Origin of the sequence: Rhizorhabdus phycosphaerae (genome assembly GCF_011044255.1) — a bacterium.
GTDB classification, from domain to species: domain Bacteria; phylum Pseudomonadota; class Alphaproteobacteria; order Sphingomonadales; family Sphingomonadaceae; genus Rhizorhabdus; species Rhizorhabdus phycosphaerae.
In genome coordinates this window covers 752,985-774,677 of sequence record NZ_CP049107.1, presented here as the reverse complement: position 1 = coordinate 774,677, position 21,693 = coordinate 752,985, and the positions used below count along the sequence as shown (strand labels likewise).

Annotated in this window: 15 protein-coding genes and 1 tRNA gene; 7 read left to right on the top strand and 9 right to left on the bottom strand. The window is 66.3% G+C overall.

All coding sequences use genetic code 11. The features are described from left to right. Positions 1-147 precede the first annotated feature (147 nt). Together G6P88_RS03590 and G6P88_RS03585 are read left to right on the top strand one after the other, a co-directional pair. Complete coding sequence (locus G6P88_RS03590) at positions 148-1,710, top strand: hypothetical protein (RefSeq protein ID WP_165321871.1); 1,563 nt, start codon at positions 148-150, stop codon at positions 1,708-1,710. 228 nt (positions 1,711-1,938) lie between these two features. Next, complete coding sequence (locus G6P88_RS03585; RefSeq protein ID WP_165321870.1) at positions 1,939-3,771, top strand: alpha/beta fold hydrolase; 1,833 nt, start codon at positions 1,939-1,941, stop codon at positions 3,769-3,771. Positions 3,772-3,873: 102 nt separating this feature from the next. Here G6P88_RS03585 and G6P88_RS03580 read toward each other — a convergent pair whose 3' ends face one another. Further along, positions 3,874-4,746, bottom strand: coding sequence for an alpha/beta hydrolase (locus G6P88_RS03580; protein ID WP_165321869.1), 873 nt, complete (start codon positions 4,744-4,746; stop codon positions 3,874-3,876). Positions 4,747-4,844: 98 nt separating this feature from the next. On the opposite strand from G6P88_RS03580, the gene G6P88_RS03575 reads away from it, so the two are divergent. Further along, entirely contained in the window at positions 4,845-5,270 is a 426-nt protein-coding gene (locus tag G6P88_RS03575; RefSeq protein ID WP_165321868.1) for an OsmC family protein, read from the top strand. Between the two features lie 106 nt (positions 5,271-5,376). On the opposite strand, the gene G6P88_RS03570 is transcribed toward G6P88_RS03575, so the two are convergent. Further along, positions 5,377-5,595: a hypothetical protein gene (locus G6P88_RS03570; protein ID WP_165321867.1), complete on the bottom strand. Its 219-nt coding sequence runs from the start codon at positions 5,593-5,595 to the stop codon at positions 5,377-5,379. Between the two features lie 195 nt (positions 5,596-5,790). Here G6P88_RS03570 and G6P88_RS03565 point away from each other — a divergent pair, with 195 nt between their 5' ends. The 4 genes from G6P88_RS03565 (at position 5,791) to G6P88_RS03550 (ending at position 10,166) form a co-directional block, all read left to right on the top strand. Next, positions 5,791-7,083: a homoserine dehydrogenase gene (locus G6P88_RS03565; protein WP_165321866.1), complete on the top strand. Its 1,293-nt coding sequence runs from the start codon at positions 5,791-5,793 to the stop codon at positions 7,081-7,083. A gap of 97 nt (positions 7,084-7,180) precedes the next feature. Then, positions 7,181-8,155, top strand: coding sequence for a class II fructose-bisphosphatase (glpX, locus tag G6P88_RS03560; protein ID WP_165321865.1), 975 nt, complete (start codon positions 7,181-7,183; stop codon positions 8,153-8,155). Between the two features lie 92 nt (positions 8,156-8,247). Next, positions 8,248-10,014 carry a single-stranded-DNA-specific exonuclease RecJ gene (recJ, locus tag G6P88_RS03555; protein WP_165321864.1) on the top strand — a complete coding sequence of 589 codons (1,767 nt, stop codon included), beginning with the start codon at positions 8,248-8,250 and terminating at the stop codon, positions 10,012-10,014. A gap of 76 nt (positions 10,015-10,090) precedes the next feature. Next, a tRNA-Glu gene (locus G6P88_RS03550) sits at positions 10,091-10,166 on the top strand. 117 nt (positions 10,167-10,283) lie between these two features. Here G6P88_RS03550 and G6P88_RS03545 read toward each other — a convergent pair. From G6P88_RS03545 to G6P88_RS03515, 7 genes are all read right to left on the bottom strand, one after another. Continuing rightward, entirely contained in the window at positions 10,284-12,113 is a 1,830-nt protein-coding gene (locus G6P88_RS03545; protein WP_165321863.1) for an AsmA family protein, read from the bottom strand. A gap of 55 nt (positions 12,114-12,168) precedes the next feature. Beyond that, positions 12,169-12,654: a pyridoxamine 5'-phosphate oxidase family protein gene (locus G6P88_RS03540; RefSeq protein WP_165321862.1), complete on the bottom strand. Its 486-nt coding sequence runs from the start codon at positions 12,652-12,654 to the stop codon at positions 12,169-12,171. 82 nt (positions 12,655-12,736) lie between these two features. Beyond that, complete coding sequence (locus tag G6P88_RS03535; RefSeq protein WP_165321861.1) at positions 12,737-15,004, bottom strand: CHASE2 domain-containing protein; 2,268 nt, start codon at positions 15,002-15,004, stop codon at positions 12,737-12,739. Next, positions 14,955-16,121, bottom strand: coding sequence for a FecR family protein (locus G6P88_RS03530; RefSeq protein WP_165321860.1), 1,167 nt, complete (start codon positions 16,119-16,121; stop codon positions 14,955-14,957). The genes G6P88_RS03535 and G6P88_RS03530 overlap by 50 nt, the downstream gene beginning before the upstream one ends. Before the next feature lie 10 nt (positions 16,122-16,131). Further along, complete coding sequence (locus tag G6P88_RS03525) at positions 16,132-16,881, bottom strand: response regulator transcription factor (protein ID WP_226946709.1); 750 nt, start codon at positions 16,879-16,881, stop codon at positions 16,132-16,134. 353 nt (positions 16,882-17,234) lie between these two features. After that, complete coding sequence (locus tag G6P88_RS03520; protein WP_165321859.1) at positions 17,235-18,506, bottom strand: DUF445 domain-containing protein; 1,272 nt, start codon at positions 18,504-18,506, stop codon at positions 17,235-17,237. A gap of 94 nt (positions 18,507-18,600) precedes the next feature. Next, positions 18,601-21,687: an efflux RND transporter permease subunit gene (locus G6P88_RS03515; protein WP_165321858.1), complete on the bottom strand. Its 3,087-nt coding sequence runs from the start codon at positions 21,685-21,687 to the stop codon at positions 18,601-18,603. Positions 21,688-21,693: the final 6 nt, after the last annotated feature.

Below are 21,693 nucleotides of genomic sequence, written 5' to 3'. Positions count from 1 at the left end.
TGTAGAACAGCGGCGGGAAGGCGCCAAGGGCGGATGTCGACAGCCGATGCATCGCCACGCGCTTTGGGGCAGGGGCTTTCGTCCAGGCGAGCCCGATCCTATAGCTGCAACCGGAGCGAAGAAGCGGGGGCGAATGTGCGGTTGTTCATGAGGCGTCTCGCGGTGCTCGGCTTCGCTGGTGCAGCCTGTGCCGCTCTGGTCGCGGTCACACGCTACGATAAGGGGGCGGCGCCGGGCGCTTCCTTTGGCGACAATGTCATTGCGGCGCCGGCGACGGCGGCAGCGCCTCTGCCCAAGCAGAAGACCGCGATCGGCCTCAATCTCTCGACGGTGGCTTATTGGACCGCCGAGCGTTCCTTCATGAACCTCGCGGCCGGCGGTGGCTGGAGTTCGATCATGGGCGGCTGGTCAGAGATGCCCGCCAACCGCCTCGACGCGCGCGGCACGGTGCTGTCGCTGCGTCCCGGCGAACAGGCCGCGCTGGCGCTGACGCGCCCGCCGCGCAGCTACGATGCCGATCTGGCCGTTCGCTGCACCTATAAGGGACAGGGAAAGGTCGCCGGCGTCGCGACCTTCAACCTGCGCGCGAGCCCCGGGCGGATCGACTTCATCTGGCGGCCCGACGTCCGCACCGCCTATTTCAAGATCGAGGAAACCAACCCCGCCGATCCGGTCCGCGCGATCGACTGCCGCGAGGCCGATGCCGATCCGCGTGCCCTGTTCGATCCGGCCTTCGTCAAGGAACTCTCGGCCTACAAGGCGGTGCGCTTCATGGACTGGTCGCTGGCCAATCTGAACGAAGCGGGCGACTGGTCGCGCCGCACGCCGGCCGACGCCTTCATCCAGCAGTCGCGGCAGGGTGTCGCGGTCGAGCATATGGTCGCGCTCGCCAATGAGGCGGGCGTCGATCCCTGGTTCACGCTGCCGTGGAAGGCGGACGCGCTCTACGTCGCCAGCTTCGCACGCTATGTGCATGAGCATCTCGATCCTAAGCGCACCGCCTATATCGAGGTCGGCAACGAAATCTGGAATCTCGATTTCCCGGCGGCACGGCAGGCACGAGACGAGGGCATGAAGCTGCGTCTGTCGGCCGACGAGAACGAGGCGCGGATGCGGCGCTACGCGCAGCGATCGATCGAGGTCTTCACCATCTGGGAACAGGTCTATGCCGACCGTCCCAAAGGCATCGTGCGGATTCTGTCGGGGCAGAATGCCTGGCCGGGCCTTGTCGAATATGCCCTCAACTACAAGGACATGGCGAAGCATATCGATGCGCTGTCGAGCGCGCTCTATTTCGCACAGACCGTACTCGCCGACCCCAAGACGCCGACCAGCGATCTCGGCCCCATCTTCGCCGCCATCGATGCCTCGATCCCCGAGACGTTCAAGACCGCGCGCCAGTTCAAGCAGATGGCCGACGCGCGGGGGCTGCGATACATCGGCTATGAGGGCGGGCAGCACGCGACCTATAACGGCCCGGACAAGACGCTGATGGAGCGGCTCAACCGCGACCCGCGCATGGGAGCCTCCTATCGCCGCTTCCTCACCGGCTGGGACCGGGAGTTCGGCGACCTGCTGATGCTCTACCACTCGACCAGCCCGATCGGCACGACGATGCATTTCGGCATGGCCGAGCATAGTGGCCAGCCGCTGTCGGAGACCCCGAAGCGCAAGGCGGTACTCGACGCGATCGCCGAACTGCCGCGCTGAGCGGGAATGCGACGATTGGTCGTATGGAGAAGGAAGGCTACCCAGTAGCGCGCCACGAGCGGATTTTCGCAGGCTGGAATGTCGGCTTGTGCGATCTTCTGTTCTGGTGCCGCGTCAGCCCGGCGGCACGCATGATCCACCTGTCGGATGTTATGCACTGCTCGCTTCTGCAGGCGCGATAGGGGCGGCAAGCAGAGTCGTCTGGCGGCGCTGCGAGGACAAGCGGGAATGGGCAAGAAATTCTATGTCTGCGTAGCCGGCGGCCAGATTCACGGATGCAGGGCAGGGGTGGGCGAAACGCCGGTGATCCTCTTGCACCGAACGCCTGTTTCCTCCTCAAGCTTTTCACTCGTCATGAAATATCTGGAGCGTGCCGGGCAGGCATCTGTGGCGCTGGACACTCCCGGTTTCGGTCAAAGTTTCACGCCGCAGGGCGCTCCGAACGCGCGCGACTATGGGCTCTGGTTGCTTGAGGCGATCGATGCCCTCGGTATCGATCGCTTCCATCTCGTGGGACATCATACCGGCACGCATTTCGCTGCCGAGATTGCGGCGATGGTGCCCGAACGCTGTCTGTCGCTGATATTGTCGGGCGTCATGATGGCTGATCAGGATGAGCGCGCGTCGACTCGGGAAGACATGGCGAGTGTGCCGGCTGTCGATCGCGATGGCACCTACATCACCGACACATTCGCGCTGATGCGCTCGCTGTTTCTCGATCCTGTGCCCGAACTCGTCCATGCCGAGACCCTTGGAGCGCTGGTGGCCGGACGGGGACGCGACCTGGCCTTCGACGCGATCTTTGCTCAGGACTTTGGCGCTGTTCTGGCGAGGGTCCTGAAAGAAGGCCGCACCGCCGTGCGCGTAGTGCAGGCGAGCGACGATCCCTTCACCCTGAACGGGATGTTGAGCAAGGTACGGCAACAATTTCCGAGCGTGCCGGTCGAATTGATCGGCCCCGCTTTTCTCGCAACGCCCGAACGGCAGAGCGGTGCGTTCGCCCGTTCGATCCTGCGTTATACAAAAGGTACGGAAAGCATGAACGATCGCAATCGGCGCTACCATCTCGTCCGGAGCGCCGCCGGCTACGACCTCGTCAGGAGCGACGCCGACACACCCGAGCCTGGCGTCGGTGAGATAGTGGTTCGTGTCCACGCCGTATCGATCAATCGGCGCGATATCGGCGTCCGCGATCTTTCCTATCCGGTCAACGGCGCCGACCATTTCACGCCTCTCTCCGATGCAGCAGGCGAGATCGTGGCAGTAGGGGAAGGCGTGACGCGATGGAAGGCAGGCGACCGTGTGGCGTCTGCATTTCTGCAAAACCAGCCAGCGGGACGCCTTACTCTGCCTGGCGTTCTGTCTGCATTGGGCGCTGGGGGACCCGGCGTTTTTGCCGATCACGTCGTTCTTTCCGAAAGTGGGGTCGTCGCGATTCCGGACCATTGGAGCTACGAGGAGGCCGCATGTCTGCCATGCGCCGGCGTTACCGCGTGGTCTGCGTTGCGCCCCCTCGGCAACGTCCAGCCGGGTGACAGCGTGGCGGTAATCGGAACCGGCGGTGTGGCGTTGTTCGCGATTCAGCTTGCTGCAGCAATGGGCGCACGGCCGATCGTCCTGTCTTCCAGCGAGGATAAGATCGCGCAAGCCCGATTGCTCGGTGCCGTCGATGCCATCAATTACCGCGAGTGCCCGGAATGGGGCGATGAACTGCGCAAGCGGACCAATGGCGCCGGCGTAGATCATGTGATCGAGCTTGGTGGCGCGGGTACATTGCAGAAATCGGTTTCCGCTTTGGGGCTGAACGGGCATTTGGCCCTCATCGGGGCGCTCGATGGATTTGGCGGGACGATCGACGCCTTGCCCCTGATCTTCTCGGCTTTGCGCCTGAGTGCGGTGATGGTCGGCTCGCGCAAGGAACATGAAGACCTCGTGGAATTCATGGTCAGCAAAGGGCTGAAGCCCGTAATCGACAGCAGCTACCCCTTTGATCAGGCGGAGGCCGCTTACGCACGGGCCAATCACGGCGCCTTTGGCAAAGTGGTGGTCACCCTTGATTGAAGCGACAGGCCCCGCAGCCGTCTTAGGCCTTGGGGGCTTTGTCCTGGCGAAGCTTGCCGCGCTGAAGATCGTGGCGAGCGTTCACTCCCTTGCTGATCCGACCTACTTCGCCGTCACCCGGTGGGCGAAGGCGGCGATGTCCTTGAGCACCGGAACGTCGCCCCGGAAAGGCTTGGCGAGGCCGGTGACGATGCCGACATGGCCGGTCTTGGGATAGACGCGGAGCTCGGACTCGGTGCCGGCCGCCTTCAGTCGGCGCGAGAGGTTGATCGAGTTCTTCGGCCAGACTGTGCCGTCCTCCCCGCCGTGAAGCAGAAGCGTCGGCGGCGAAGAGGCAGAGGCATAATGGATCGGCTGGGTCTCGTCCGCGCGGGGCCAGGCGCCGAAGGTCCGCTCGACGACATCGCCCTTCAGCGGCAGGAAGTCGTAGGGACCCGCCAGCCCCGCGAAACCGCGCACGGCGGCGCGATCCGCGCCCAGCCATTGGGGATCGAGCGCGAGCATGGCGGCATTATAGGCACCGGCGGAATGGCCGACGAGAACGATCCGGTCGGGGTCGCCGCCATATTGCGCGGCATGGGCTCGGGCCCAGTGGACCGCGGCGGCGCAGTCCTGGAGAAAGCCCGGGAAGCGCACTTCGGGGACCAGGCGATAATCGGGCACGATCGTCAGGAAGCCCTGACCGGCAAGCGCGCGGCCCGCGAAATGATAGCCTTCGCGCGTCCCGTCCGCCCAGGATCCGCCATAGAAGAAGACGATGATCGGCAGCTTGCCGCCTGAAGCCCGATCGACTGGCGCATAGATGTCGAGCATTCGGCGCGGGCCTTCGCCATAGGCGACGTCCCCGGCGACTTTCCGGCTGCTGCCATCCTTGGGCATCACTGCGTCGAAGGTACGCAGCGGCGAACAGGCCGCGATCGCCAGCGCCCCGCCCAGAACAAGGGCGAGCCCCGCCACGGTCAGTCTTGTCATCATCCCTCCGCACATATCGGATATGACGCACTACGCCAGCGGGGTCGCTTCGGTTGCGTCGTGCGTTGTCGCGCCGGACATCAACATGAAAGGAAGAAGTGATGATCGTTCGTAGCGGATCCGCCACCTATTCGGGTCTCGGCAAGGACGGGAAGGGGCATGTCTCGACCCAGTCGGGTATCCTGTCCGACCAGCCTTATGGTTTCAACACCCGATTCGAGGACGGCAAGGGCACCAATCCCGAAGAGCTTATCGCGGCGGCGCATGCGTCCTGCTTCACCATGGCGCTGAGCTTCGCCCTTGCGGGTGCGGGCTACACTGCGGGCGAGCTGAAGACCGAGGCCAAGATCTCGCTCGACAAGGACGGCGCCGGCTTCAAGGTCACGCGCTCGGCGCTTACGCTGGTGGCGCAGGTCGACGGGATCGACGAGGAGGAGTTCGGCCGCATCGCCGACGAGGCGAAGGCAAATTGCCCGATCTCGAAGCTGCTCAATGCGGAGATCACGCTCGACCGCAAGCTGGTCTGACCGGCGCGGCAATGAAAGAGGCTCCGGCGCTATGCGCTGGAGCCTCGATCGATTGGAAAGGGTGATTGGTAGGTGTGGGGAGCAGGTCAATTCTCCCAGTGCAGGATCAGCGCTGCTGATCGCGATCCGGCAGCCGGTCCTGTCCACCGGATTGCTGCCCGCCTGACCGATTGCCGCCCTGCTGGGCATCGTCCTGTTCGCGGCGCTGGTCCTGGCGCTGCTTTTCGATCTGGCCCTCGCGCTGCTGGTCCTGCTGACCCTGCGAGCCGCGGTCCTGATCCATCTGCTGATTGCGGTCGTTGCCGCCCTGGCGATTCTCGCCCATGGCATCGTCTCCTGTGATCATCCCGGATGCGGGATGCAGGTAGAACGGGCCAGCAGCGGGCTTCGTTCCGGTCCATGCGCCCAAATGATTGAAAATACGATATTATGTCTGCGAAACGACGCGATGCACATTGTAGCGTTGCGATTGACCCGTCTCGCCCCTAGGACGCGGGCGTCAGTGAGTCAGGGGATAGCTATGTCGCAGCCGTTGAGGGTGGCGCTCGCGGGCCTGGGTACGGTCGGTGCCGGGGTCGTCAAGTTGATCGACGAGAACCGCACGCTGATCGAGCGCCGGGCCGGGCGTCCGATCGAGGTCGTCGCGGTTTCGGCACGCGACCGGTCGCGCGATCGCGGTATCGATCTCGCGCGTTTCGCGTGGGTCGACGATGCGACGACGCTGGCCGCCGCGCATGACGTCGACGTCGTGGTCGAGCTGGTCGGCGGCGCCGACGGACCCGCGCTGACGCTGGCGCGCGAGACGCTGGCTGCGGGCAAACCCTTCGTCACCGCCAACAAGGCGATGATCGCGCATCATGGCATCGAACTCGCCACCATCGCCGAGAAGCAGGGCGTCGCGCTGAAATATGAAGCGGCGGTCGCGGGCGGCATCCCGGTGATCAAGGGGCTGCGCGAAGGCGCTGCCGCCAATGTCATCAGCCATGTCTTCGGCATCCTCAACGGCACCTGCAATTATATCCTCTCCGAGATGGAGGAGAAGGGCAGCAGCTTTGCCGAGGTCCTCGCCGAGGCGCAGCGTCTGGGCTATGCCGAGTCCGATCCCAGCTTCGACATCGACGGCGTAGATGCCGCGCACAAGCTGTCGATCCTGTCCAGCCTGGCCTTCGGTACGGCGGTCGACTTCGGTTCGATCGCGGTGACCGGCATCCGCCACGTGATTGCCGCCGATATCGCCGAGGCTGCCGCTCTCGGCTATCGCGTCCGCCTGGTCGGCCATGGCGAGGCCAACGACAAGGGGCTGTTCCAGCGTGTCCACCCCTGCCTCGTCCCGCTCAGCCACCCGCTCGCCCATGTCTCAGGTTCGCTCAACGCGGTCGTGGCGCACGGCAATTTCGTCGGCCAGCTCTTCTTCCAGGGGCGCGGCGCTGGCGAGGGGCCGACCGCGTCGGCGGTAGTCGCCGACCTGATCGACATCGCACGGGGCGAGACCGGGCCGGCCTTCGCCATGCCCGTCGCGGCCCTTGCAAAGCCCGCCCCGGCAAAGGCGGGCGACCGTCGCGGTCGTGCCTATCTGCGCTTCACCGTCGCCGACCGCCCGGGCGTGCTGGCCGAGCTGACCGCGGCGATGCGCGATGCGGGTGTCTCGATCGAAAGCCTCATCCAGCGCGGCGCGTCGGAGGATGGCAATGTGCTGATCGCGATGGTCACCCATGTCGGTCCCGAGCGGGCCGTGGTCGATGCGCTCGACCGGCTGGAAGGCTCCCAGAGCCTTGCCGGCAAGCCGATGCTCATGCACATTCTCGACGACTGATCGTTATCGCGCGCCCGGCCGCGCCGGGCTTCTCGACTTTGTAACCGGCCTCGCCTAAGCGCATCGGCCGAACGATAAGCAGAAAAGGCATTCCTTGATGGTGATGGCAAGCAAGGCCCTCGACCGGGTCCTCGTTCTGGAGATGGTGCGTGTAACCGAGGCTGCGGCGATCGCCGCGTCGAAGCTGATCGGCCGTGGCGACGAGAAGGCCGCCGACCATGCGGCGGTCGAAGCGATGCGCGAGGCGTTCAACGGCCTCGACTTCGACGGCACCGTCGTGATCGGCGAGGGCGAGCGCGACGAAGCCCCGATGCTCTACATCGGCGAGAAGGTCGGCTCGGGCATCGGCACCGGCCCGAAGATCGACATCGCGCTCGATCCGCTCGAAGGCACCACCATCACCGCCAAGGCCGGGCCCAATGCGCTGGCCGTGCTGGCGATCGCCGAAGAGGGCGGCCTGCTCAACGCGCCCGACGTCTATATGGACAAGCTCGCGATCGGCCCCGGCTATGAAGCCGGCATCGTTGGCCTCGACCGCAGCCCGACCGAGAATGTCAAGGCGCTGGCCAAGGCCAAAGGTGTCGAGCCCGACGAGATCATCGCCTGCGTGCTTGATCGTCCGCGCCACGAAAAGCTGATCGCCGAGCTGCGCTCGCTTGGTTGCGGCATCGTCCTGATCCCCGACGGCGACGTCGCGGGCGTGATCGCGGTGACCAACCCCGACACGACGATCGACATCTACATGGGCTCGGGCGGCGCGCCGGAAGGCGTGCTCGCGGCGGCTGCGCTCAAGTGCGTCGGCGGCCAGTTCGAGGGCCGTCTGCTGTTCCGCAACGAGGACGAGAAGTCGCGCGCGCGCCGCTGGGGCGTCACCGATTTCGACCGGATCTACAAGCTCGACGACCTGGTGAAGGGCGACGCCATCTTCGCCGCGACCGGCGTCACCGACGGTTCGCTGCTCGAAGGCGTCAAGCGCCGCGCCAACGGCCTGATGACCACCGAGAGCGTCGTGATGCGCGCCTCCTCTGGCACCGTCCGCTGGGTCAAGGGCGAGCACCGCAAGACCCGCTGATCCTGTTCGGGCAAGCGGCAAGAAACAAGGGGCGTCCACCGCATCGGCGGGCGCCCTTTCCTTTGGGGGCGGCAAGGCGCTAAGGCAGCGGCATGCGATCCCCCGTCCTCAACGTCACCCGTTCGATCCTCGGCCAGCCCTGGCATTGGCGGGGCGGGGCGGTCGATGGGATCGACGCCAATTTCGAACCCGACGATCTGGTCGCCCAGCTTCTGATGGCGCGCGGCTGCCCGCGCGACGCGATCGAGGCGCACCGCACCCCGACGATCCGCGCCTTCATGCCCGATCCGTCGATCTTCCGCGACATGGACCGCGCGGCCGAGCGCCTTGCCGACGCGGTGCAGGCGGGGGAGAAGGTCACCATCTTCGGAGATTATGACGTCGACGGGGCGACGTCGGCGGCGCTGCTGATCCGCCTGCTGCGGATGCTGGGGCTGGAGGCGGGTGCCTATATCCCCGACCGGCTGATGGAGGGCTATGGCCCCTCGGGCGAGGCCTTGCTGCGGATCGGGGAGGGCGGCTCGCGCCTGATCGTCACGGTCGATTGCGGCGCGCAGGCGTTCGAGGCGCTGCAACTGGCCAGCGACGCCGGGATCGAGGTGATCGTCGTCGACCACCACAAATGCGCCGTCGCCCTTCCGCGCGCCTTCGCGCTGGTCAATCCGAACCGTCTGGATGAGGATGAGGGCGCCGCGCATGGCCATCTGGCGGCGGTGGGGGTCGCCTTCCTGCTCGGCGCCGCGCTGATCCGCGTGCTGCGCCAGCGCGGCTGGTTTGCGACGCGTCCCGAGCCGCGCCTGATGGACCTGCTCGACATCGTCGCGCTGGGCACCGTCGCCGACGTGGCATCGCTGCGCGGGCTCAACCGGGCCTTCGTCGCGCAGGGGATCAAGGTGATGGCCGGGCGCCGCAATATCGGCCTCGCCGCGCTGATCGAGGCGTCGCGGCTCGAACGCGCGCCGACCTGCACCGATCTGGGCTTCGCGCTGGGCCCGCGCATCAATGCCGGCGGTCGGGTCGGCAAGTCCGACCTGGGCGTGCGCCTGCTGACGACCGAGGACCGGGACGAGGCGCGCGTGATCGCCGCCGAGCTCGACCGCCTCAACGAGGAACGCCGCACGATCGAGAAGCTGGTGCAGGAACAGGCCGAGGAAATGGCCGACCGGCTGGCGAACCGCTCCGTCCCCGTCGTGGCGGGCACGGGCTGGCATCCGGGCGTGATCGGCATCGTCGCAGGGCGCCTCAAGGAAAAGCTCGGCCGCCCCGCGATCGTCATCGCGCTCGACGAGGCCGGGATCGGCAAGGGTTCCGGCCGCTCGATTTCGGGCGTCGATCTCGGCGCGGCCATACTCGCGGCGAAGGACATGGGCTTGCTCGTTGCCGGCGGCGGCCATGCGATGGCGGCGGGGGTCACCGTGGCGCCGGGCGGGGTCGATGCGCTGGCCGACTTCCTCGACGACCGCCTTGCCTCAGATGTGTCTCGCGCCCGCGACGACCGTGCGCTGCTGCTCGACGCGGTGGTGGCGCCCGGAGGGGTCACCCCGTCGCTGGTCGAGGCGCTGGAGGCCGGAGGCCCCTATGGCGCCGGCTGGCCCTCTCCGCGTATCGCGGCGGGCGCCGTGCGCGTGATCCGCGCCGATGTGGTCGGCAATGGCCATGTCCGCACCGTCGTGTCGGGCCGCGATGGCCGCTCGATCAAAACGATCGCCTTCCGCGCGGCCGACAATGCGCTGGGCCAGTCGCTGCTGGGCGCCGGCGCCGACCGGACGCTGTGGATCGCGGGTCGCCCGAAGATCGACGACTGGGGCAACCGCCCCGCCGCCGAGCTCCACGTCGAGGATGCCGCCTGGGCCGACTGAGATATTTGCACAATATCGACGAACCGCCCTTGACCATCTCCGGCACCTGCCCTAATCGGCCCGCCACACGCTGCACGGCCCCATCGTCTAGCGGTCTAGGACGTCGCCCTTTCACGGCGAAAACACGGGTTCGAGTCCCGTTGGGGTCACCACCGCATCAGCCTGGATCAGCCAGGTTCCTTCGGCGAGCGTGCTCTCTAATCCTGGTAGCGCCAATGTGAACTGGGTCTCATCGCCTTGTGCGGCGATGATTTGATTCTTAGCGGCATTTACCCCACGGCCATCGCGCGCTTGGTCAGCGCCCCACAGGCCGCATCGCCCGCTACCGGCTCCTTCTTCCCGTCCATCGCACGTCCGATGCTCTTCAGAATGGTGCCGACAGGGCCGCCCTTGGGCAGTGCGATCTGAGGTTGTTTGAGAGTCCCGCCGATCGTGATCGGGCCGTGCAGCTTCAATGCGCTGTCCTGCTTTCCGGTGCCGCGCATCGTCAGCATCATATGTTCGCCGTTCAGATTTACGCTACCGCTGATGTCGGTGCGCGCGCGGGTGGTGTCGATCAGGATCGGGTTGGCGGTGGCCATGCCCCCGCGCACTTCGAGGCGGACGATCGCGCAGCGCAGGCTCGCCTGCTTCGCCTTGTCGAGGGTCAGCCCCTTTAGCAGGTCCTGGCCCAGCAGCGCGGCGGTGCGGGCGGGCAGGGCGCCGTTGCGGGCGACGATGCCGATCTGGCCGTTCGAGCGGGCGATGGCGGCGCGGATCGTGCGGCCCGTGCCTGTCAGGCGCAACCGGCCATCCAGCCGTCCGTCGACCTGCGTGTTCGGTGCGAAGTCGGTCAGGCGGCCATTGTTGAGATGAAGCGCCATCGTCATCACCGGTCGTCCGCTGCGCTGGTCGACGCGAAAGCTGCCCGCCATCGTTCCGTGGCTCAGGCCGAGCTTGAGGTCGTCGATGCGGAGCAGGCTGTGCTGCAGGTCGAGCGTGCCGCTGAGCGACCGGAAGGGAGAAGGACCCGGCCAGAGCAGCTTGTCCGCCTTCAGCGTCAGCCGTCCGTCGGTGCGCGCGACATTGTGAAGGTCGATCGCGGTATCGGGGAAAACGCGCGGGCCCGCCTTGGCGCGCTTCGCCGCAGCGATCGCCCGGCCGCGCGCATCAGACAGGTCGTCGAAGTCGAACTGCCGCGAATAGACATCGCCCTCGATGATGCTGCGGCCGTCCCGCTTGCGGATCGTGGCACCGCCGGCGATGTGCGAGCGGCCGATGTTGCCGTTCAACGCGGTCACCGCCCAGTCGGTGCCATCGCGCCGCGCCTGGGCTGCCAGCCGTACCGGCTGCGTTCTGGGCAGGCCCGCCTCGATGATCGCATCGACATAGGAAAGATTGGCGGCGCGCGCCGAGACGGTCAGTGCCATGTGGCGGATGTCGAGCGGCCGATCCATCCGGCCCTTCGCCCGCATCGTCAGCGCCGCGCCCGCAATATCGGCCTGGAACGGCCAGGGAGACGTTCCCGTCACGGTAGGGCCGGAGGCGGTCATTCGCACGGGAGCGCCCAGCACGGTGCCGCTCCCGTCAAGTTTCAGCCCGCCCGAGTCCACGGTCAGGGCGGCGTTCAAGGTGCGGTCGCGCTTGGCGTCGCGATAGATGAGGCGGCCATCGGCGATGCTGAGGCCGTCGATCATCGGGCCACTACCGCTGGCGGACGAGGCTTTCGCCTTCACGCCCTTCCAGCTTTCCCGGCCGTCCGCCGAGCGGACGAAGTCGAGGCGCATCCCGTCGACGCGAACGTCGCGCAGACGGGCGCGTCCGGTGAGCAGGGCGGGGAGGGACACGCCGAAATCGGCCTGGCGGATCGCAACGGTAGACCCGGGTCCGGCCCAGTCAGCCTGAGGGATGGTCAGGTCCCGTATGCGCAGGCGCGGGCTCAGCGAGAAGGCGTCCAGCCGCTCAAGCGACGCGATCCGGACGGAACGGCCATAATGGTCCGACAGACGGCGTTCGGCCTCCCCCCGGAGCATGCTCCAGGGGAAGGCCGCGAGGCCGATGGCCGTGAAGGCCGATAAAGCTGCCGTGCCGATCAGCGCGGTGCGAACCGCCGGCGTCAAGCGACGCCCCGCGACCGGGGGCGGACAGACGGTTCGATCATCGCGCCGTGCGGGATCAGCTGTTGACGGCAGTCGTCGAAACGCGGGCGTGGCTGCCCTCTTCGCTGGGCTCGATCTTCGCGCCGAACAGCATCTTGATCTTGCCCGACAGCGACATGTCCGATTCCCACAGTTCGGCATCGGCGATGTCGAAGCGCAGCAAAGCGAGGTTGGGATCGGTCTTGCCGCCCGGGAACCAGCTTTCGACGGGCTTGGCCCAGAGCTTGTCGATCATGGCCGGATCATTGTCGACGGTGGCGGTGCCCGCGAGGCAGGCGAAATAATCCTGCCCCTTGGATACGAACTGAACCATCGCCTTGCCGCCCTTAGCGAGACGGTTGTCGCGGCCGATGAAGAAATAGAGCCGGTCGACCTGGTCCTTGTCGAGCATGACCGTCAGCGGTTCGAAATGTTGATTGTCCCCGGTAAGGCCCGCCATCACATAGGGGCCGTCGCTCATCTTTTTCCAGAGCGTTTCCTTGAGCTTGGCAACGTCGGTCATGTCATTCTCCTCCAATGTCGGAAGGAGAACGAAAAGACCCCGTCATGGTTGCGTCATCAGAGCGCAGTTGCGCGACGCGGGCCTATTCCTCGTCGGCGAACGGGTCGAAGTCGCTCTTGCGCAGGTCGATGGTGAAGGTGGTGCCCTGGCGCGGCGTGCTGTCGCAGGCGATGCGCCCGCGATGCCGGCCGATCACCGTGCGGACGAAGGCGAGGCCCAGGCCGATCCCCTCGCGCGATCCCTGCTGGAAGCGCTCGAACAGGCGCGACCGCTCTTCCTCGGTCATGCCGATGCCCTGGTCGACGATCGCGAGGATGATGCGCTCGTCGCGCTCCTCCAGCACGCAGCGGACGACCATGCCCTCGTCGCTATATTTGATCGCGTTGCCGACCAGATTCATGACCGCGCGGGTCAGCAGCTGGCGATCGCCGTCGACCATGTGCGGCATGTCGTCGGCGCCCTCGACCATCACCTTGATGCCGCGCGCGCGGGCAGTGGGCCACAGCGCGTCGGCTGCGTCGATGGTCACGTCGTTCAGGTCGATCGGCTCCATCGTCAGCGGCTTCGCCTCGGCGCGGGCCAACTGGACGAAGTCCTCGGCGAGCTGGAGCGTGTGGGTGGCGAGATTCTCGATCCGCGTCGCGATCGGCTTAGGCACGCCCGTTTCGGGTCCACGCAGCAGCGACAGGATCGCCGACTGCGGCGCGCGCATGTCGTGGCTCAGCAGCTGCAAGGCCTCCTCGCGATGACGTTCGGCCTGCTTTAGCGGGCTGATGTCGACGACGCGGATGATCCAGCCGACCTGAGTGTCGGTCGCGTCTCGCTGGGCGACATAGCGTATCTCGAAGCAGCCCCCGTCCTCGGTCACCGCTTCGCCTGCGCCCGTCGCCGGGGCATCGGGTGCGAAGGGGGAGATGTGGCCGCTGTCGGCCGAGCGGAAGCAGTCCATCAGCAGGCGGGCATCGCCGCCGGTTTCGGCTTTGAGCCCCAGCCGGCGGGCAAGGCGGCGGCCCTCGACATTCGACAGCGCCAATGTGCCGTCGAGGCCGGTCACATAGACGGCGTCGGGCAGGCGGCCGATCGCGTCGGACAGGAATCGGCGAAGATCGCGCAGCCGGTCGATCGCGTCGCCGAGCAGACTGGTCTGCAAGGTGATCTCGCGCTCGCCGCCCACGCGGCGCTGGCGGGGCAGGGCGTCGCTCTCGGACTCCAGAATGCGCAGCTCGGCGGTCATATAGCCGCTGATCGCATGCAGTCGCCGCCAGCCCCAGAGCGGATAGCCGAACAGCAGGGCGATGAGTGCGGCCGATGGCGGCAACCAAAAGTTGAGGAAGGCGAAGAGCGCCAGGGAAAGGAGCGGCAAAGCCAGCAGGAGCGCAAGTGCCAGATTGGCATTGGCACCTGGGCTGAGGCGCAGGAAGGCGAGCAGCATGATCCACAGTGCAGCGAGACTCGTCACCAGCGTGACGGTCTGCGACGCGGGCGTTATCGCTTTCTGGCGCAGCAGGGCGTCGAGGAGTTGTGCCTGGATCTCGACGCCGGGCATCTGGCTGGTCGCGCCGGATGTCGGGGTCGGATAGCTGTCGCCCATGCCGTCGGCGGTCGCACCGATCAGCACGTGGCGACCGGTCAGCATTTCCGGTGGCACGCGGCCCTCGATCAGGTCGACGAAGGAAATCGTGCGAATATGGCCTGCAGTGCCACCATAAGGGATGAGGACGGGCCGCGCCTGCCACAGGCCATCCTTGCCGATCGCGCCGCCCTGGGGCTTGAGCCCGGCCATGACGGCGGCGAGCTGTAGCCAGGATCGGCCTTCCCCGCCTTCCTCCAGATAAGCACGCCGGATGACACGGTCGCCGTCGAAGTGGAGGTTCACCTGCACGATGGCGGTCGCGGCATCCGCGAGCGGCCCGGCGGGCAGGGCCATCGCATAAGGCGCGCCATTGGGGCCAGGCACGTCGATCACCATCGGCAGATAGGTCGGCGAGCGGCGGACGGCCGCCGCCAATATGCCGTCTTCCCCGGTCGGTTCGACGAAGAGGACGTCATAGCCGACCGCGCGGACCTTGGCCTCGGCGAGCCGGTCGAGCGCGGCCGCGTGCAGCCTGCGCGGCCAGGGCCAGCGCCCCAGCGCCTGGAGGCTGCGATTGTCGATGGCGACGATCACGATGTCGTCGGGGGGCGGTCGTCCTGCTGCCGTCAGGACATTGTCATAGATGATGTGATCGAGGCGCTCGGTCAGTCGCCCCAGCACCAGCGCGACGACCAGCGCGGTCGCAGCCAGCGCGACGGCGACCCACTCAACGTAGAGACGTGGGGGCGGTGCCGTCTGCGCTTGTCGATGGGGCATTGCCGCTCATGGCTGCTGAAGTGGGCTGGCGAGGATGATCGACATGCGCATGACGCTCTTCGTCGACGCGGGTCCAGGGCAGATCGAGGGCGCCGACGCGTTGGCCGAGCGCATAGGTGGCAGGCATGCCTTCGAGGCCGGATTCGGCAATGGCCGAAAGGCGGATGAAGAACTGCGTGCTGGCGAGATTTTCGAAGCTGATCGTCGGCGCATCGGCGGTCGAATCCGCGAACACCGCCTGGAAGCCGATGTCGGTTGCCAGCTGGAAGCGATATTTGCGCGCGCCATCGACCGGCTTGGCGGTGATCAGCACGCCCCCCGTCGGGGTCTGTGCGACCGTGTCGAGACCGGGCGGGGCGAGCAGGGGCACAGGCTTATCGACCCCGGTGGGGGTCGCCACCACGCCATAGCCGCGCGGCACCTGAGCGACATCCTCGTCCTCGGCATCCTTGCCGACCTCGACGGTGCCGCCGACGACCTCGGTCAGCGCCTTCTCGCCGCTCTCGTCGAGCGCGACCCGGAAGTCGGTTCCGCGCACCGCCGACACCGACAAGGGGGTGGTGACCTGGAAATCGCTGTTGGGATCGCGGATCGGCGTCACCGTCGCGCGGCTGCGACCCGCTTCCAGCCGGAAGCGGCGCTCTATACTGCCGGTCAGCAGGATCCGGCGCAGGCGCGACACATGGATACGGCTCTGCGACGGCAGCGAGATCGCGCTGCCGTCGGGCAGGGTGACCGTCACGAAGGCATTGGGGCCGGTCTCCAGCTTCTGACCCTGGCGGACCTGGGTGCCGACCTCGACCTGCTGCCCGTCGATCGTCGCGGCGCCGCGAAAGGAGGTGATGACCCCCGCGATCGTTTCGATCCGCAGCAGCGGCTGCGGGATGAGCAGGGTAGACCCGATCGGCAGGCGGCGCGGATCGGCGACCGCGTTGAGCTTCTGGATCGAGACATAGTCGTCGCTCACCAGATAGTCGCGGGCGAGCCCCGACAGCGTATCCCCGGGACGCACCGTGTAGCGGAAATACTGGTCCGCCGCAGGCGCCTGCGCAGCGACCGGGCCCGCAGCCCATACCGCCAGCGCCGTCGCTACCCCGAGGAAGAACCTGCTCCGCACGATGTCTGCCTTACTCCGTCTCGGGCTCGAGCGCTTCGAGCCGATAGCCGTAGCTGTACACGGGTATCAGGCGAAAGCCACGCTCCGGACGCAGGCCCAGCTTCGCCCGGATGCGCGAGATATGCGCGTCGAGCGTCCGGGTCGGCAGATCGGGGTTGCGGCCCCACACGATCTCCAGAAGATAGGAGCGCGACAGCGGGCGGTGCATATTACGAAACAGCGTCGCCGCCAGCTCGAACTCCTTGGCGGTGAGCACGATATTCTCGTCCTCGACGCTGATCGTCTGGCGCGCCGGGTGCAGCGTGTAGGGGCCATAGCTCTCGTTCGCGGCCACCGCCTCGCGCGGGCCGGTGCGGCGATGGACGGCGGCGATCCGCGCCAGCAGCACGGGCGGCTGGACGGGCTTGATCACATAATCGTCGGCCCCGGCGTTCAGGCCGGCCACGATATCCTCGTCGGTGTTGCGGTTGGTCAGCAGCAGCGAGGGGATCGGCTTGTCCATATTCTCCCGCATCCAGCTGATGATCTCGGGCCCGCTCTTGTCGGGCATGTTCCAGTCGAGGATCACCAGGTCGAACGTGTCCTGCCGCAGCTTCGTGATCAGCGTGCGGGCGTTGGGAAATTCATAGGCGAAATGACCGGCCTCGATCAGTGTCTGCGTGACATAGGCGCGCGCTGCGGGCTCGTCGTCCAATACGGCGATCCGCATGCTATCGCCCGATGTCTTGCTGGGATCGTTGGTCGGCATCCCAGCCTTCATGCCTATGCGCCGACGCGATTCCAAGTGTGTCGGGGTCTGCTCCACCCATGTTCATGTCTCCCTTTCGCCCTTCGGGACGACATGGCTTTAGCGGATGCGACCGGGGCGCAAATGATTGTATTTCCAAAGTTACAATTGTTTACAGGCACATCGCTGGTTAATCGTCCTATGACCATAAGCGGTGATGCCGGCGGCTCGATGATCGGGGGTGCCGGGTGGAAGGGTTGCTCCCCCTCCAGGCCGGCCGGCCTGTCTCGCCCTGACAGGCACAGGATCGCGGCCGTCGGCATTGCCAACCCCGAACATCGCAGGGATCGATTCGCTGCCGCCACGAACGGGCGGCGCCGACGGACTCAGAGCAGCGTCGAAAGCAGGTGCAGGCCGACGCCGATGAGGCCGCCCACGATGGTCCCGTTGACCCGGATATATTGCAGGTCGCGCCCCACCGCATTTTCGAGCTGTGAGGTCACGGTGCGCGCGTCCCAGCCGCGGATCGTATCCGACACCAGCTTGACGATGCCGTCGCCATAGTCCGCCACCAGTCCGACCGTGATCCGCCGTGCGAAACGGTTCAGCGTCCGTCGGAGCTGGGCGTCCGTCTGCAGCGTCTGGCCGAGCTGGCGCAGTGCCGCGCCGAACTGCCCGCCGATCGCCGCATCGGGATTGCGCGCGCTCTCGATCAGCTTCAGCCGCGCATTCTGCCACAGTGTGTCGAGCCATGCGGCGACTGCGGGGCTGGCGAGAATCTCCGCCTTCATCGCGGCGACCCGCTCGCGCATGACGGGATCATTTTGCAGCCGCTCGGCCAGCTGCTCGAGACCTTCCTGTGCCTTGCTGCGCAGCGGATGCTCGGGGTCGGTCGCCATGTCGTCCAGCAGCTTGTGCAGCCCTTCGACTATCGCCCCCGACAATTTCTCGTCGAGGCCGGTCCAGCGCATGAACTTGCCCGTCCGCGACTGTACCATGTCGTGGATCATCGTCTCGTTATGCAGCAGGATGCGGCTTGCCCAGCCGATCAGCCCGTCGAGCATCTCGGCATGGCGATTTTCCACGATCGCGGCATCGAGCGTGCGGCCGATCAGCGGAGCGATGTCGAACGCCTTAAGCCGGCTCGCCAGCGCGCCCTTCACCATCGCACCCAGCCGGTCGTCGCCCAGCGATTCCAGGATGGTGGCAAGCGCGCGGCCGATGCCGCCGCGGGTGCGGCCGGGGGCGGGGGGCTGGGCGAGCAGCCGACCGATCGCGGCGGCAACGTCGACTGCCTGCATCCGCCGCGCGACGACCGATGCTGTCAAGAAATTGACGCGCAGGAAGGAGGCGAGATTGTCGCCGATCCGGTCCTTGTTGCGCGGTATGATCGCCGTATGGGGGATGGGCAGCCCCAGCGGATGACGGAAGAGCGCGGTCACCGCAAACCAGTCGGCCAGACCGCCGACCATCGCCGCTTCGGCGAAGGCGCGCAGATAGCCCCAGGCGGCGGGTTCGCCCGGTGCCTCATGCGAGCGCGCCAGCAGATAGAGCCCCGCCATCAGGACGAGCAGGCCCGAGGCGACGACGCGCATGCCGCGCACGCCGCCCTGCGCGGGATTGAAGCGGTCGAGCCCGGTCGCCTGGAAGATGTTCATGCGGTCTAAATGGCCGTTGGGCCGGATAGTTCAACCGAAACGAACGCCGCCTCCACGATCCGCGCGAGACGCGGGAGGCGGCATCGTCGGTTCGTCACTCGGCGGCGTGTGGCGTGGCCTTCGCCTCATGATCGGCGGGGGTGATCAGGAACTTGCCCAGCTTAGGCCCGATCCATTTCTCCAGATCGTCCGCCAGGGTGAAGCCGGCGGGCACGATGACCAGCGTGAGCAGGGTCGACATGGCGATGCCACCGATCACGCAGACCGCCATCGGCGCGCGCCAGCTGCTGTCGCCCGACAGGCCCAGCACGATCGGCAACATGCCCGCGATCATCGCGACCGAGGTCATGATGATCGGCTGGGCCCGCTTGTGGGCGGCTTCGAGGATGGCCTCGGTGCGGCCGACGCCACGCCGCATCTCTTCGATCGCGAAGTCGACCAGCAGGATCGAGTTCTTCGCGACGATGCCGAGCAGCATCAGCAGGCCGATATAGACGGGCATCGAGATCGACATGCCCCAGATCTTGAGGAACAGGATTCCCCCGAGCGGTGCCAGCAACAGCGAGCCCATGTTGACGAAGGGCGGCAGCACCCGCTTGTAGAGCAGGACGAGCACTGCGAACACCAACAGCACGCCCGCGCCGACGGCGATGGCAAAGCCGGCGATCAGGTCGCCCTGCATTTCCTGCTCGCCGAACTTGATCTCGCGGATGCCGGTCGGCAGCGCCTTCATGATGGTCGACTTGTAGATATAGCCATAGGCTTCGCCGCTGACGACGCCGGGCGTCAGGTCGGCGCCGACGACGAGGCGGCGGACCTGATTGTAGCGGCGGATCTTCGACGGGCCGGCACCGAAGGAAATGTCGGCGACGACCTTGAGCGGGACCGAGGTGCCGAAGCTGGTCTGCACTGGCAGATTTTCGATCGCGGCGAGATCGCGACGGGAATCCTCGCTCAGCGAAACCCGGATCGGAATCTGGCGGTCGCTCAGCGAGAATTTCGCCATGTTCTGCTCGATGTCGCCCAGCGTCGCGATGCGGATCGCGTTGCTCAGCGCGGCGGTCGTCACGCCCAGATCGGCGGCGAGGTTGAGGCGCGGCTTGATGATCAGTTCGGGGCGCTGGATGTCGCCGTCGATGCGCGGATCGCGCATCAGCGGGCTCTTGCGCATCTGCCCGATCAGCGTGTTCGCGGTCTGCTGAAGCACGACCGGATCGTCGCCCGCCAGCATGACCGTTATGTCGCGTCCAAACCCGCCGCTCTGCGACTGGAAGTTCACGCGCGCATCAGGGATCTTCGCCAGCAGCGGCGCGGTCTCGCGTTCGAACTCGATGCTCGACCGCTCGCGGTCCTTGGCAGGCTTGAGCGTGACGTAGATCGTCGCAAAACGGGTGTCACCATTGTCGCCGATGTCGGCGAAGGCGTTCAGCACCTCGGGCTGGCTGCGCAGGATCGCGGTCGCCTGGTCGGCCACGCGCTGCGTATCCTCGGCAACGCGGGCGCCGGGCGTTAGCTCGATCTTCACCGAGCTGTAATCGATGTCGAGCGGCGGCTGAAACTCGGTCGGCGTGGTCGCGAACAGCGCGATCGTCAGGATGAAGGAGAGTACGCCGAGACCGATCGTCTTCCAGCGATTGCGCAGCGACCATTTCAGCACGCCGATATAGCGGTCCATCATCGGCCCGCCGCCATGCTGCTTCACGCCTTCGGCTTTGAGGAAATAGGCCGCGACCATCGGCGTGATCAGACGCGCGACGAGGAGGCTCATCAGCACCGCCACGGCGACCGTTAGGCCGAATTGCTCGAAGAACTGGCCCGGAATGCCCGGCATGAAAGACACCGGCAGGAAGACTGCGACGATCGCCATGGTCGTGGCAACGACCGCAAGACCGATCTCGTCGGCGGCGTCCATCGAGGCCTGATAGGCGCTCTTGCCCATGCGCATGTGCCGGACGATATTCTCGATCTCGACGATCGCGTCGTCGACAAGGATGCCGGCCACCAGGCTCAAGGCGAGCAGGCTGATCGTGTTGAGCGTGAAGCCCATCAGGCTCATGAACCAGAAGGTCGGGATGGCCGAGAGCGGGATTGCGATCGCGGAGATCAGCGTGGCGCGCCAGTCGCGCAGGAAGAAGAACACCACCACGACCGCGAGCACCGAACCCTCGATCATCGCGTCGATGGCGGAGTGATATTGCTCCTTGGTGTACAGGACGCTCGTATAGAGCTCCTTATACTCGACCTTGGGGTTCTCCTTGCGCAGTTCGTTGAGAACCTTGACGACATTGTCATAGACCTCGACGTCCGACGCCCCCTTGGCCTTCTGGATGCCGACCGACAGCACCTGACGATCGTTCATCTTGGAGATCTGGCGCTGCTCGCCGAAGGAATCGCGCACGGTGGCGATGTCCGCCAGGCGCACGGTGCGCCCGTCGGCGACCGAAATCTGCGTCTGGCCAAGTTCATAGGCCGAGGTCGCGTTGCCGAGCACGCGGACCGACTGTTCGGCCCCCGCCAGTTCGGCCCGCCCGCCAGCGGCATTGAGGTTGGTGGTGCGCAGGATGTTGTTGACCTGCACGGCCGTCACGCCCTGCGCCTGCATCCGGGCGGGATCGAGCACGACACGGATCTCGCGCGAGACACCGCCGCCGCGGAAGACGCCGGCAATGCCTTCGATCGCCTGCAGCCGCTTGATCACCGTGTTGTCGGTGTACCAGCTGAGCTGTTCGAGGGTCATATCGAGACCCTCCACCGAATAATAAGCGATCGGCCCGCCATCGACGTCGATGCGCTTGGTCACCGGCTCCAAAATGCCCTCGGGCAATTCGGACCGGATCTTGGAAACCGCATCGCGGACGTCGTTGACCGCGCGGTCGACCGGGGTCCCGAGCTGGAACTCGATATTGGTGCCCGAGAGCCCTTCGCTGACATAGGAGGTGATCGACTTGACGTTGCCGATTGACGACACCGCCGCCTCGACGCGCCGGGTGATCTGCGTCTCCATCTCCGTCGGCGCGGCGCCGGGCTGCAGGATCTCGACGCTGACGCCGGGGAAGCTGATGTCCGGCATCTGGTTGATGTCGAGCCGCGCGAAGCTGATCAGCCCCGCGAGCGTCAGGCCCAGGAACAGGACGATCGGAGGAATGGGGTTCCGGATCGCCCAGGCGGAGATGTTGTTCATCGCGCG